13 protein-coding genes are annotated in these 13268 nt (G+C 69.5%); 8 read left to right on the top strand and 5 right to left on the bottom strand.

Going from position 1 to position 13268, the window contains the following annotated elements; translation table 11 throughout:
* Positions 1-516: putative adhesin (locus ACQRUO_RS29585; RefSeq protein ID WP_428319166.1), on the top strand; the 516-nt coding region annotated here is incomplete at its 5' end.
* A complete protein-coding gene (locus ACQRUO_RS29580) occupies positions 513-1106 on the top strand; it encodes a hypothetical protein (protein WP_428319165.1) in 594 nt (197 codons plus the stop codon). The genes ACQRUO_RS29585 and ACQRUO_RS29580, both read left to right, overlap by 4 nt.
* A gap of 50 nt (positions 1107-1156) precedes the next feature.
* Here ACQRUO_RS29580 and ACQRUO_RS29575 read toward each other — a convergent pair whose 3' ends face one another.
* Positions 1157-2119, bottom strand: a complete 963-nt coding sequence (locus tag ACQRUO_RS29575; protein WP_428319164.1) for an alpha/beta hydrolase — start codon at positions 2117-2119, stop codon at positions 1157-1159.
* A 209-nt stretch (positions 2120-2328) separates the two neighbouring features.
* On the opposite strand from ACQRUO_RS29575, the gene ACQRUO_RS29570 reads away from it, so the two are divergent.
* Complete coding sequence (locus tag ACQRUO_RS29570) at positions 2329-3024, top strand: hypothetical protein (protein ID WP_428319163.1); 696 nt, start codon at positions 2329-2331, stop codon at positions 3022-3024.
* Positions 3025-3059: 35 nt separating this feature from the next.
* Here ACQRUO_RS29570 and ACQRUO_RS29565 read toward each other — a convergent pair whose 3' ends face one another.
* Positions 3060-3461: a nuclear transport factor 2 family protein gene (locus ACQRUO_RS29565; protein WP_428319162.1), complete on the bottom strand. Its 402-nt coding sequence runs from the start codon at positions 3459-3461 to the stop codon at positions 3060-3062.
* Positions 3462-3553: 92 nt separating this feature from the next.
* On the opposite strand from ACQRUO_RS29565, the gene ACQRUO_RS29560 reads away from it, so the two are divergent.
* On the top strand, positions 3554-4123 hold the full coding sequence (locus ACQRUO_RS29560; protein ID WP_428319161.1) for a PadR family transcriptional regulator: 570 nt from the start codon (positions 3554-3556) through the stop codon (positions 4121-4123).
* A gap of 4 nt (positions 4124-4127) precedes the next feature.
* A complete protein-coding gene (locus tag ACQRUO_RS29555) occupies positions 4128-4670 on the top strand; it encodes a hypothetical protein (protein WP_428319160.1) in 543 nt (180 codons plus the stop codon).
* A 142-nt stretch (positions 4671-4812) separates the two neighbouring features.
* On the opposite strand, the gene ACQRUO_RS29550 is transcribed toward ACQRUO_RS29555, so the two are convergent.
* Both ACQRUO_RS29550 and ACQRUO_RS29545 read right to left on the bottom strand, forming a co-directional pair.
* Positions 4813-5205 (bottom strand): hypothetical protein, encoded by a 393-nt coding sequence (locus ACQRUO_RS29550; protein ID WP_428319159.1) that lies wholly within the window; start codon positions 5203-5205, stop codon positions 4813-4815.
* The gene (locus ACQRUO_RS29545) at positions 5205-6701 is read right to left on the bottom strand and encodes a hypothetical protein (protein ID WP_428319158.1); all 1497 of its coding nucleotides are present in this window, start codon (positions 6699-6701) and stop codon (positions 5205-5207) included. Before ACQRUO_RS29545 ends, ACQRUO_RS29550 begins: the two co-directional genes overlap by 1 nt.
* A 1178-nt stretch (positions 6702-7879) precedes the next feature.
* Here ACQRUO_RS29545 and ACQRUO_RS29540 point away from each other — a divergent pair.
* Complete coding sequence (locus ACQRUO_RS29540) at positions 7880-8431, top strand: hypothetical protein (protein WP_428319157.1); 552 nt, start codon at positions 7880-7882, stop codon at positions 8429-8431.
* 172 nt (positions 8432-8603) lie between these two features.
* The gene (locus ACQRUO_RS29535) at positions 8604-9446 is read left to right on the top strand and encodes a PE-PGRS family protein (RefSeq protein ID WP_428319156.1); all 843 of its coding nucleotides are present in this window, start codon (positions 8604-8606) and stop codon (positions 9444-9446) included.
* On the opposite strand, the gene ACQRUO_RS29530 is transcribed toward ACQRUO_RS29535, so the two are convergent.
* Positions 9376-10881: a PE-PGRS family protein gene (locus tag ACQRUO_RS29530; RefSeq protein ID WP_428319155.1), complete on the bottom strand. Its 1506-nt coding sequence runs from the start codon at positions 10879-10881 to the stop codon at positions 9376-9378. The genes ACQRUO_RS29535 and ACQRUO_RS29530 overlap by 71 nt on opposite strands.
* Positions 10882-11742: 861 nt before the next feature.
* Between ACQRUO_RS29530 and ACQRUO_RS29525 the strand changes: the two genes are divergently transcribed.
* Positions 11743-13182, top strand: a complete 1440-nt coding sequence (locus tag ACQRUO_RS29525) for a GuaB1 family IMP dehydrogenase-related protein (RefSeq protein WP_428319154.1) — start codon at positions 11743-11745, stop codon at positions 13180-13182.
* The last annotated feature ends 86 nt before the right edge of the window (positions 13183-13268 follow it).

The raw sequence follows: 13268 nt of genomic DNA, 5'->3' as shown, positions 1-13268 counted from the left end.
CACCGCCACTACGACCCCACCACCGCCCGCTACCTCACCCCCGACCCCCTAGGCCTCACCCCCGCACCCAACCACACCACCTACGTCCACAACCCCCACACCTGGACCGACCCACTCGGACTCTCGCCCTATCCGGACGGGGGCGGGTCCCAGCCCAGCAGCCGGCCGGACGGCCAACCCGTCTTCGCCGGCCACGGCGACTGGAGCCTCCGGAACGGCTGGACCCGAGTTCCGGAGGGCACGTCGGTGGCCACCTACGCCAAGTTGCGGTGGGCCCTGCACGATCTCGACGGCATGCTCGTCGAGTTCGGCGACACCGACATCAAACCGGTGCGGGTCTACGGCCCGGGCGACTGGATGCCGAACCTCCAACTGCTCGACCCCACGAACCCCGATCTGGCCACCGCGCCGAGATCGATCACGGTGGACGAACAGACGCCGATCAGCAAGCTGCTGAAGCCGAACATGGGCCTCTGCCACTGGGCCGCCTGCCTCGGAAGTAAGATCCCGAAATGACCTACTACCCGGATCTGTCGGAATACGCGTACTCACCGTCCGCCATTCCCGATCTGAATGTCGGTTGGCTGGCTCGCTGGCACCGGTACACCAAGGGCGAGGTGTCGGCGGACTTCCTGGCGGCGCTGGCCCGGCAGGCGTCGGTGACGAGGTCGCAGACCCGGGGGTTCCATCCCTGTCCCTTCTGCCGGCCCTGGTCCCGCAAGGGGGGCGAGGAGGGTGCCGCGCGGGCGGTCGGGATCAGGCTGGGGAGCGCGGAAATGCACGCGTTCTCGCGGGACGGTCGGGTGTTCGCCGCGCCGAACCTGGTCCACCACTACGTGGACCGGCACGGGTACCGGCCGCCGACGGAATTCGTCGAGGCGGTGCTGGACGTCGCCGAGGGACGGATCGGTCCGTCGATCGTCCCTCGGCTGCGGGAGGTGCTGACCGACTCGACGTCGGTGCAGGACCGGGTGGATGCCGCGGTCGACCTCATGCAGCTGTCGCCGGACTCGACCCTCGAGCTGATCGCGGGCATCGCGGCCGAGCCGGCCTGCCACCCTTACCTCAAGCGGAAGTTGGAGCTGCTCACGGCCGGGCAGCGCTGAGCGGAGCAGAGCAGAGCTGAGCTGAGCAGAGCACGGCCGAGCAGGGCCGATCAGCCGGCGGTGGCGAGTGTGTGCCCCAGCAGCGCCATGGCGTCGGGCAGCACCCGCCGCCAGAAGCCGTCCGTGTGCTCCCCGTCGGGGAAGTGGGCCTGCCGCGCACGCGCCTGGTGTGCGACCTGGCGGGCGGCCGGGCAGAACGGGTCCTCCTGGCCACACCACACCCCGAGGGCGCCGACCTGCAACCGGTCGAGCCGGAGCGTCGGTTCGTGGGCCTGCCAGTCCGCCTGGTCGGCGTAGCCGCCGGTGGTGCGGGCGTCCGACCAGGTGCGGAAGACGGCCGGGCTGAGCAGCGCCACGGCGTCCAGATTGCGGTTGCCCTGGCTGCGGCCGATGGCGTACTGCAGGGCGCCGGAGCCGCCCATGGAGATCCCCATCGCGGCGCGAGGGGTGGGCAGTTGACGGGCGTGCAGCCAGCCGGGGAGCTCCTCGCGGAGCATCGCCTGCGGGTCGTCGCCGTCGCCGGGGGAGCGCTGGTGCCAGTACGTGGCGTCCCCGCCGTCCACCGCGACGACGGCGAACGGCGGCACGCCGCCCTTCACCGCGGCGGCCAGGAACTGCGGGGTCCCGAGCTTGACCATGCCCTGCGCGTCGTTGCCGCGTCCGTGCAGCAGCACGCAGACCGGCAGGTCGGTGCTCGCCGCGGTGCCGGGCGGCAGCATGGTGACCAGCGTGACCTGCCGGCTGCGCGCCGCCGAGTGCACCTGCTCGACGTGCACCGTGCCCGGCGCCACGTCCGGCACGGTGCCGTCCGTGCCCGTCATGCCGAGCACCTTCTTCAGCTGCACCCCACCGGGCAACCAGCCGGCGAGCATGCCGCCCGCTGCGGCTGCCCCGAGCACGGCTCCGCCGCCCACGACGCCGGCCCCGAGCCGCAGCAGGCGCCGCCGCGCCACCGCGCGGTCGACGGGCTCCGCCGAGGGCTGCTCGGTGACGGTCTCGGTCTCTGTGGTCACGTCCGTGGGCCTTTCGCTGCGAAAACGATCACCGTAGTGGACGAGGGGTCGGGGCAGGCGGTTCCGTCTGCGCGCCCATCCTTGGCCGTGCGCGCCGTTGCCTGCTCCCGCGCAACCCGGTTGGCGGGAACCGGGAACCGCCGGATTCGCCTCTGAGCGGGCGAAGCCGGCCGTGTGGGGCGGTCCGGGGGTCCGAGGAGGGGTCACGCATGAGAACCCAGAACAGAACGGCGAACAGAACGGCGAACAGAACGCGCAGCACGGTGCGACCGGCGGCGATCGCGTCGCTGGCCGGACTGCTGCTGGCGGCGACGGTCGCCTGCGATCCGAGTGGCACGGACCAGAGCACCGGACCGGCGTCGGCGGCGCCGCCCTCGGCCGCGGCCGGCACGCCGCACCCGGTGCAGCCGTCGCCGACGCACAGCGCCCCGGTGGTCGCCCCGCCCACGCACACGGCCGCCGCCACGCCGACTGCTCCGGCCACGCCGACCGCCCCGGGCGCGCCCAGCGTTCCGGCCACGCCGACCGCTCCGGGCACGCCGACCGCCACGGCGACGGTGCCCGTGCTCGGTGCGTCCTGGGCGCCGAACCAGCAGGGGTACGGCCAGGCGCGGCCCGCCACCATCTTCAACGGTGGCGACCCCACCGGCCTGGTGGAGGGGCTGACCTGGTCCTCCTGGGGCGGCTCGTCGGCCACCGGTGCCGGCAGTGCCGAGTACGTCGCCCCCGGACAGAGCGTCGCCACCGGGACCTCCGAGCACGCCGAGGTCGTCGCCTTCGACCTGGGGACCTGCAACGGCCGCCGGGCGTACCGGGCCGTCGAGTGGTACTTCCCGCAGCACGGCCAGCACTTCGACCCCAGCCGTTACCTCGACGCCTGCACCGGTACGGACCACGGCATGTGACGCCGCCGCCCCTAGCCGCTGCTCGCCGCCCGGGCTCAGCCCGCCGTGGCCTCGGTGGCCTCCGTGGCGATCCGGTCGAACTGGGCGCCCATCGCCTCGGCCAGCGCCTGGGCGGCGGAGAGCGGGCGGACCATCACCGTGAAGTCGTCGATCAGCCCGTCCTCGTCGAAGTGCAGGAAGTCGCAGCCCTGGATCTGCCGGCCGGCCACGGTGGCGGTGAAGACGAGGGCGTGGTCGCGCCCCGCGGGGTCGGCGATCTCGCGGACATAGCTGAAGTCCTCGAAGACCCGCATCACGCCGCGCAGGATCGCCGCGGTGATCGCCTTGCCCGGGTAGGGCTTGAACGCGACGGGGCTGGTGAAGACGACGTTCTCGGCGAGCAGGTCGGTGATGGCCTGCTCGTCACGGTCCTCGACGGCCTTGCGGAAGGGGTGCATGGCGGGCTCCCAGTACTCAACAAGTTGAATAGCTACTTCCGCAGATTATCGCGAATAATCGCCTCGTTGAGTAGTGGTGCTAGCTTGGCCGCATGGCTCTGCGCAACGCGGTGATGGCGGCCCTGCTGGAGGGCGAGGCCTCCGGGTACGACCTGGCCAAGGCCTTCGACGCCTCGGTGGCCAACTTCTGGATGGCCACCCCGCAGCAGCTCTACCGCGAGCTGGAACGGATGGCGGCCGAGGGCCTGATCACCGCCCGCGTGGTCGAGCAGGACAAGCGCCCCAACAAGCGCCTCTTCTCCCTCACCGAGGCCGGCCGCGCCGCCGTGCACGCCTACACCACCGAACGGCCGAGCAGGCCCAGCGCCATCCGCGACGAACTCCTGGTCAAGGTCCAGACGCTCGACGCCGGCGACGCCACGGCCGTGCGCGCCGGCATCGCCGACCGGGTGGACCTGGCCCGCACCAAGCTCGCCCGGTACGAACGCCTCCGGACCGCCCTCCTCGACGGCCGCACCGAGGAGCAGTACCTGGTCGGAGCCGAGCGCGTCGGGCCCTACCTCACCCTGCTGCGCGGCATGGACTTCGAACGCGAGAACGTGCGCTGGGGCGAGCTGGCCCTCCGCGTCCTCGACGGCCGGGCCGCCCAGCGGTGCGGCTGACGCGATGGACGAACTCGGAGTCACGGACTTCCAGTTGCACGTCCTCGCCCTGATGCGAGCACCGGACGAGCTCGCCGAGCCGACCCTCGCGATCCTGGGAGCCGACTCCGTCACCATGGCCGAGAGGTCCGACCTCATCGGCAGGCACTTCACCATCCGCCCGGGCGTGACGGAGGTGCTGCGAGCCATCCTCTCCGCGGCCGAGATCCTCGAAGGAGCCGCCGCCGAAGCCCGAGCGGGCGATCCGGTTCGCTACGCGTTCCCCGCCTGGCCCGAGCTGGAGTTCGAGGTCAGCTACGCCCCATCGGGCATGGCGCTCCACAGCGCGCACTTCGTCCGGCCGCGGCGGCCCGGTCCGCCGCAGCCCGTCGACGTGGCGCCGTGGAGCTTCCTGCGGGAGGACCTCCCCGGCGCCTTCGAGCACATCGCAGAGGTGGACCTCTGGGACACGTACGCCTCGTACACGGCGACGGACCGGTCCTCCCACCAGCGCTGCTTCCTCAGGTTCGCGTGGGGGCTGCTCCAGGAAGTCAGCCCCATGCAGTAGCTCGCGAGACCCTGCCCTCGCGCTCATCGTCGGCGATCGCCCATTGCGATCGCCAGGTGGATCTCGGATGCGCCGCTGGCCGATGTCGAGCCGCAGTCCGTCTCCCGGGAGGCAGACTGCGGCGGAGCTGCCGCGATCTCGGTCAGCTGGTTGCCTTCTGGAGGCTCTCGATCAGGTTGGCCGCTGACGTCGCCGCCTGCAGCACCGCGGGTACGCCCTTGCACAGGGCCCCGATCCGGGTCAGCATGCCCTTGGCCATGACGCGGCCCTCTGGCTCGTCAAGGTTCTGCTCGTCGGCGAGGTCCAGGAAGCCCACGCACTGGTCGAAGGCGCCGAGGCTGTTGCGCTCTCGGCCCAGGGCCTCGCGGAGCTGGGACAGCTGATGGGCGATGGCCATCGACAACTGGGCGTCGGCAGGGGAGCTCTGCTGCATCTGACTGGAGCTCGTGGTACCGAGCTGGTTCTGCACGTTGTTCATGCCACCGGAATTGATGATGCCGAAGTTGGCCTGAGGGCCGTTCTGCCTGTGCCACATCACGTGCCTCCACCGACTTGCTGAGAGTTGACTGCCTGGAGCTGGTTCTGGACATTGGTCATGCCGCCAGAGTTGATGATCCCGTTGTTCAGAATCACGGTGATCTGTTCACGGAATGACGTGGTGTCGATATTGTGGTCGACGAGGAAGCCCTCGGCTGCGGCGAATACCCGGCCCTCCATCATGCTGATGTACCGTCGGGCGTCGTCGTACTGGAGCATGTCGTCCATGTACCGGGCCGAGTAGATCTCCCGCAGACTCACGATCGGCTGCCCGGCGTCAAGCGCCGGCCTGCGCTCACGTGCTGGCGGCCCGCCGATGAGCGCGTGCTTGACCGCAGTCTTGACGTCGATCAGGGATTGCCAGAGTGCCATCCGGTGGAACGCCCATCCGCGTTCTCTGACCTGTCCTCGGGCCGCGGTGATCGTGGGGTGGACCGGGTTCAGTATCTGTGGCCGGACCACGACCCGCAGGAAGTGGTTCTCGTACGCGACGCCGATGAACACGGAGGCAACCAGCTCGCCGTCCCAGGAGACCATGCGGGCGCACAGGAAGCGTCGAGCGGTCTTGGGCGCCTTGTGCGCCCCAGGCGCCCGCACTCCGTCGTGCGCGAGTGTCACCAGAGCTTTCCACTGGTCGGGAGAGAGGTCCGGCCACCGATTCGCATTCAGGGTGGCGATGGCGAAGACGTCCTGCCGGCTGTCCGGATGGAAGTCGCGATCCGGCCGAATGGGTCGCTGCAGCTCGCGCGCCAGGTGATCGATGACGTCGTCCGGGGTGAAGGGTTTCACCCCGCCGTCGTCGTCGCGACCCGAGACCAACCGGTCGATGCTGGGCAGTAACGTCCGGAGTTCATTGGCGCTGTTGTCGTCAACGTCTTGCTGTTGGCGGGGTAGTCGAGCCATGACGTCGATTCCGATCGTCTGCTCATACCAGACGTGTCCTGCTCCGAGGAAGTGATACCGCACCCGGCCTGTGCGTGGCTCGGTCTGGTAGGGGATCACCGGTTGCCCCTCCAGGCCTTGAATCCGCTGCACCCTCGGCGCAGGAGCTGGCGGAGTCGCAGGACGTTGCGGCCAGGCCGGTTGATCGACGTCCATGGCCTCGCGCAGTAGGCGCTGGGCCATGACTCGATCCCGGTAGAACGACAGCCACATCCCGACCAGCACAACGGCCGGTGCCCAGCGTGGGTCCAGAGTCCATGCCCATGCCGCGCCGGCCGCTACCGCCAGCACCAGGCATACCCGGCGCTGCCAGGCGAGCCGTCTGGCCTGGTCGCAACTGGCCGCCACATCCCCCAGATGAAAGCCGTGCGAGGGCACTGGCCAAGGTCCGGACAACAGGCGTTCATTCACCCATCGTGCGTAGTCCAGGCCGATCGGTACGAACTTCTCCGTCGGCGCAGACTCCACCTCCGCCATCTCGAGCTCGGCTTTTCGCTCATCGGCTGCCTTCTGACGTTGCTTCTGGCGGGTCTCCCGGACCGGCTTCGGCATGACACGATCGGCTGCTCGCTGCCGATCCTTCGCGTTCGCCCACCATCCTCTGCGCGGACGCAGGTGCGCTGCGGCGCACAGTAGCCGAGTGGCGTCTGACGGGCCGTCGTCGACCAACCCTGCTTGGCCGTCCATGTCGAACACGGGGAGGGTCGGGTACTTGACCAGCAACCGTGACGCCGTCTGCGACTCTTCGAGATCTCCTGGCCTGGTTCGCTTAAATCCCGGCCCCAAAGCCATACTCGGCCCACCTCCACGTGGCAGTGTCCACTGCCTGGCTCCCCCCAGGGGGTCAGATTTTGCCCGACCCGGTGGGACCCTGGCTACCAGCACTAGTCAGGCCAAAACACGTCAAGGCAGCGATTTTCGACGTGCGTTGAGACTCGAATGTCCGACGGCACGGCAACCTCTCAGACTTGGCTGTAGTCCCCGCGTGCGGGGCGACAGATGCCTGCGCTGACGACGTCGAGGGCCATGCCGGTCGCCTTGCACGGCAGGGCGCGATGATGTGTTGGCTGCGGTGGCATGCGCGCGGGAAAGATCGCCTGGCGGGGCATCCGGACGAGTGGCGGGAGTGCGTCGGCACTGCTTGTCCGGGGTGCAGCCGGCATAGGTCCCGGCTTCTTCTGGGGCTCCATCGCGCCGGTGGGTCCAGCGCCGGGCACGTCGAGAACTGCCGAGGGCGGCCCTCGGCAGTTCTCGCGTGGCAGCGCCGGGTCACTTCCGGTTGCGGCGGACGCGCGCTCGACGGTTGCGGCGGACCCTTGCTGCCGCTGCGGCCGTGGTCATCGCGGCGGTCAGGAAGTTGAGAACCGCGACAGTCCAGGTGGTCCACTCCCTGACGTGCGGCAGCTGGTTGCTCAAGGTGGAGGGAGCACACATGAGCGGCGACGATCTCATCGAGCGGGTGACGAGGGTTCAGACGACCGAGCAACCGGCCGAGTGCCTCAGCGAGCTTGTGCTCAGCCAGTCAGTGACCCTGCGCGATCTGCAGGAGTGGGGTGTCAACCGGGGCCGCCTTCTGCCCAGTTCGACGGTGCACGACGTACTGAAGGGAGTCCGCCCGCCCAGGCCGCGCGTGCTCGGCAATCTGCTGGCCGCTCTCAGGGTCACGGATCCGCATCGGGTCCAGGTTTGGATGGAAGCCGCGCAGCAAGTCCGAGCAGGAGTACGGGCCGGTGGCCGCCACCCGGTTCTTCGTCGAGCAGGACGATCTCACGGTGATCAAGGACCTTGTTCTGAACGCCGAGAACGAGGTGTGGCTGTGGGGGACGACGCTGCCGATGCACATCCCCTATCTGGAGACCTACCTGGCAGGGGCGCTGGCCAAGGGTGTCCTGGTGAAGATCCTGTTGATCAAACCGGCCAGTGCGGCGATGGACATGGCGGCCTTCCGATCGCCCGACCATGACGCGCAGAACATGGAGGAGCGGCTGGCAACCTACCTGGAAATCCTGCACCGGCTCGCCGCCAGGGGCCGCGGGCTTGAGGTCCGGCTGGTCGACTACCTCGCGCCCTACACGCTCTACGCCTACGACCCGGGGCTCAGCGGCGGGCGTATGGACCTGCGCCTCGGCTCTTTCCATGGGGACCACGATCTGCGGCCCACGTTCCAACTGCTGCGCGGACGCGACGGTGACTGGTTCGACTACTTCTACGAGCAGTTCACCCGTGTGTGGACCGTCGCCGACCCGGAAGCCGCGGGACTCCGCCCAAGGCCGAGTAGTTGACGTTCCGGGGCTGATGGCAGGAAGGTTCGGCGTGGAACGGGGCCGTGGGCAACGGCGCTTCGCCGTCTGTTCCCGAGGTCGGCCGGCCCGCGAGGAGCGACTGGGCGACAAACGACCGGATACTGTAGAGAAGTGGTGGCGGAGGTCCCTGCTGACCTGGCTCAATAGCAGGATGGAGATCGGCGAGAAGTGGGCATACCGAGCCCAGCCCAAGATGCTCGGTGGTGCAGTACGCCAGGTGGAGATCGTTCGCGTCGGCGGCCCTCGGCGTTCCGCGCAGGTGCACGTCCGGTTCCTCGAGGGCGAGGAAGCCGGCTTGCAGGACTGGGTCGCTCTGGCGTCCCTGGTCGCACGCTGGGACGACGTCGCAGTCTTCCGCGCCGACGATGCCGCTGAGCTGGCGCTGGTCGAGGCGTCCCGGCAGGTGCGTAAGAGCGCCGAGTTCGAGGCGGCCCGGCTGGTTCTCGGCTTCGTCCGTCCCAAGAGTCAGTTGCGGCTGCGCACGACTGTGGCTGATGCCGGTGTTCTGGAGCTCACCGCCCTGGAAGCCACCGCCGATCGGCTCGGGCTCCATGCTGCTGAGCTTCGGGCCGACCCGATGATCCATCAGAACCGGACCGGCCTGTTCCTTTCAGCCTGGCCGGTCACTGAACGCATTGCACGGCGAGCCGCGGAGGTCCTGGCCGAGGAGATCCTGCCGGAGGTCGAGCGCCGACAGGTGGCACTCGACCAGGAACGCGCGCAACCCTCATGGCAGTCATGGAACCGCCGCGACGACCGGAAGCTTCAGGCCGAAGACAACATGCTGCGGACCGTTCGCGAGTGGTGTGGGCAGGAGCAGGTGGAGCGCTTCGACGAGTTGCTCGCGCTGCGGGCCGAGGTCGAGCGACTCGGCGCCATCGTCGAACGGGCTCTGAAGGCCCTACGGGACCGAGGGCATGGCGTCATCGCCTCCACCATTGAGCGCGACCTTGGAGTCCGTGCCTCCACCCTTGGTCCCGAGGTGCGGCGCTGACATCGCGCCACGGATCGGCCTGCTGCCGCGACGGGGTCGTCTCCGCAGGCGGTTCTTCCTTCTCCGGCCGGTGGGGACTCCACCCGTTGAGGAAAGGTCGGAGCGTGTCAGCTGTGGGCTCGGTATCGAGCTGTTCGATGCCGAGGCCACTGAGGGGAGCCGTCGGGTCGAGACGGTCCGCCTCAGCTCTGCCCCAGGCGGACCACTCCCGGAATCGCTGGGCCTCTGCCGCGTCGTCGACACGGCTTGCGGCTTCGTCCAGCGCGTCGCAGAACTCCCTGATCTCCCGAGCGCCGCGCCAGCGGTCCAGGGCCGCCCCGAACCGCTCGACGCGCGAGGCTTCCATGGCCTTGCTGCCAGCCGCGGCAACCGCGGTCTCCCAGTCCCGCTGCCTGCGTGCCTGCTGCTCAGCGGCCGACCGTTGGCGCTCAGCCTCGGCCTTGTCCCGTTTCTCCTGCTGCCGGCGTTGCTCGGCTTCGTGCTCGAGCCGGAGGCGCTCTTGTTCCTCCGCACGACCCTTGAGGGCCCGGAAAAGCGAACTGATCTGCTCCTCCAACGGCCGCTTCGGTGTGTCAGCGCAGTCCTTCTTCCAGCCGCTGCTGTGGCCGTAGCCGTAGGGGTGCGGCTCCATCACCTGAAGCTCGAGCTCGCCGGACGGTTCGGACCGGTAGGCGGGGGTGACCCGCTGCCAGTCGTAGATCTTTTGCCGTCCCCTGGCCTGCGGCACGAACTGGACCTGCTTCTGGCGCTCCTTGAAGGTCAGTTCCCAGGTCCTGCCATGGACGGTGAGCAGCGGCCGCGGCTGCCTCCGCTTCTTCGAGATCGTCAGGTCTCCGTGGCGCTCCAGCGCTTCCTGGGCGATGAGGCGGACGATCGACAGCACGCGAGGAAGCACGTCCTCGGAGATCTCGAAGGCGCTGTGGTCTGCCTCGATTGCCGCGATCACATCGTCGACATCCGTGACAGTGCGGCTGCGCTGGAGCCGGATCCGGTTCCACTCGGTCTCGTCCAGCCCGTTGTCGCGCAGCAGACCGAGGAAGAAGTCGCCCTTCGCCCTGCCGCTGTATTTCAGCTGGTAGCCCTCAGGTGCACAGGTGCGAGCCGCGTCGAAGGCCCGGCGTAGCCTCGCTCGTTCCTCAGGCAACGGATCGGGGATCCGCAGGAAGCGCCCAGCCTGACGGACCTGTTCGATCAGTGCCGGACCGCTCACGGCCCTGGACTCTTTCGGCGGCTTCGACTGCTGCCGTAGCGCAGCCGGGGTACTTGGGCTCGTCTTCAGGGGCCTGTCCTGTGCCGGCGCCTCTTCGGGGACCTTGGGCTCGGCCAGGGTCCTGGGGGCCGGGACCGGACGGTCCGGATGGTGCCCGTGCTCCAGGTAGAAGCGGCCGGAATCGGTAAGCTCCGCCCGCCACTTCACCCCGTCGGCCTTCGGCATGGCGATGAGGCCGCGGTCTCTCAGTGCACGAGCAGTAAGGGCGAGCTCCGACTCGCGAGATGTGACCGGGCTATCCGCCCTGCTGATGCGGGTAAGAAGAGAGAGCTGACGCTCATTGAGAGGCGACCAACGAAGCATGAAGCCGTCGTACCCCATCAGCACGATCTGAGACAACCACCCCGCGGTCGTCCCTACCAATCACGAGCCGGCGGGCTTCCCAGGGACAGTGCTGTTCGCCTTCACCGTCGGTTGCGAGCTCGCGGCTCGACCAATCCATCCCTCCACCGGCCTCAGCCGTCCATCGGCCGGGGTCGGGGCCGGGGCCGGCCAGGTCAGGGCAGCAGGCACAGCAGGGTGGCGGTGGCCGGTGAGCCCCCCGACCTCGGTGCGGGGGTAGGTGCGATCCTTGGCGCCGGGGTCGACATTCGTGGCGCCGCTGGCCCGGTCCTCCAAGGCCGCCTGGACCAATGCCCAGCGCTCTGCAGTGGCCCGGCCTCTCGTCCTCCGGGTAGGGATCGGTCATCTCGACCCCGAGGCTGCGCCAGAGTCAGGCCAGCTGCTGGCGCCAGCGGCTCTCGGTAACGGCGATGTGCACGGCGGCGTGGCTCTCTCCAAGGTGGCCCGCTGCCTGCGGCAGGACGCTGCGGACCTTTGGCAGAGGCTTCTTGTATGTTCCTACAAGCAGCTAAGCCGTACTAGTGATCTTCCTTGTGCGGATCTTCAAGGTTCGCGTGTGAACTGGCATTCGGCCCCCGTATCCGCGAAACTCGACGGTTGGGTGCGGGGCGCCCGAGAGCGCCCTGCGGCCGAGCCGCATCCGCGCCCGAGGTGTACCTTTCGCCCAGCCAGAGAGCCCCATTCATGCGCTTCCTGAACGACCTCAAGCCCGCGTACGACCTCACGTACGACGACGTCTTCATGGTCCCCAGCCGCTCCGCCGTGGGCTCGCGGCAGGGGGTCGACCTGTCGTCGAACGACGGCACCGGGACGACCATCCCGCTGGTGGTGGCCAACATGACCGCGATCGCCGGGCGGCGGATGGCGGAGACGGTGGCGCGGCGCGGTGGTCTGGTGGCCATTCCGCAGGACATCCCCACCGAGGTGATCGCCGAGGTGATCGGGTGGGTCAAGCAGCGGCACCTGGTGTTCGACACGCCGGTCACGCTGGCTCCCGGGGCCACCGTGGCCGATGCGCTGGCGCTGCTGCCGAAGCGGGCGCACGGGGCGCTCGTGGTGGTCGAGGACGGCCGGCCGGTCGGCGTGGTGACCGACGGTGACTGCCAGGGGGTGGACCGGTTCACCAGCCTCTCCCAGGTGATGTCCCGCGACCTGCTGCTGCTGGACGAGGGCATCGACCCGCGCGCCGCGTTCGAGAAGCTGAACGAGGGGCACCGCAAGCTGGCGCCGGTGGTGGACGCGGCCGGGAAGCTGGTCGGCATTCTCACCCGGAAGGGCGCGCTGCGCGCCACCCTCTACACCCCGGCGGTCGACGCCGACGGCAAGCTGCGGATCGCGGCCACCGTCGGCATCAACGGTGACGTGGCCGGCAAGGCGAAGTCGCTGCTGGAGGCCGGTGCCGACGTGCTGGTGGTGGACACCGCGCACGGGCACCAGGAGACCATGATCAACGCGCTGCGTGCGGTGCGCTCGCTGGACCCGCAGGTCCCGATCGTGGCGGGCAACGTGGTCTCCGCCGTCGGTGTGCGCGACCTGGTCGAGGCGGGCGCGGACATCCTCAAGGTCGGGGTCGGCCCGGGCGCGATGTGCACCACCCGGATGATGACCGGCGTGGGCCGGCCGCAGTTCTCGGCGGTGCTGGAGTGCGCCGCCGAGGCGCGCAAGCTGGGCAAGCACGTGTGGGCCGACGGTGGCGTGCGGCACCCGCGTGACGTGGCGATGGCGCTGGCCGCCGGTGCCTCCAACGTGATGATCGGCTCCTGGTTCGCCGGGACCTACGAGTCCCCGGGCGACCTGCAGACCGCCGCGGACGGGCGCCAGTACAAGGAGAGCTTCGGCATGGCCTCGGCCCGTGCGGTGCGCAACCGCACGGCCGAGGAGTCCGGGTACGACCGGGCCCGCAAGGCGCTCTTCGAGGAGGGCATCTCCACCTCGCGGATGTTCATCGACCCGGTCCGCCCGGGCGTCGAGGACCTGATCGACTCGATCATCGCCGGTGTGCGCAGCTCCTGCACCTACGCGGGCGCCAACTCGCTGGAGGAGTTCCACGAGAAGGCGATCGTCGGCGTGCAGAGCGCCGCCGGTTATGCCGAGGGCAAGCCGCTGCACTCCAGCTGGGCGTAGCGAACAGCAGCCAGTAGGGGGGGGGGGGGGGGGGGGGGGGGGGGGGGGGGGGGGGGGGGGGGGGGGGGGGGGGGGGGGGGGGGGGG

It is taken from the genome of Kitasatospora sp. LaBMicrA B282 (assembly GCF_050325825.1).
Lineage (GTDB): Bacteria > Actinomycetota > Actinomycetes > Streptomycetales > Streptomycetaceae > Kitasatospora.
The sequence above is the reverse complement of the archived record's forward strand: the minus strand, read 5'-3'. Positions and strand labels throughout refer to the sequence as shown.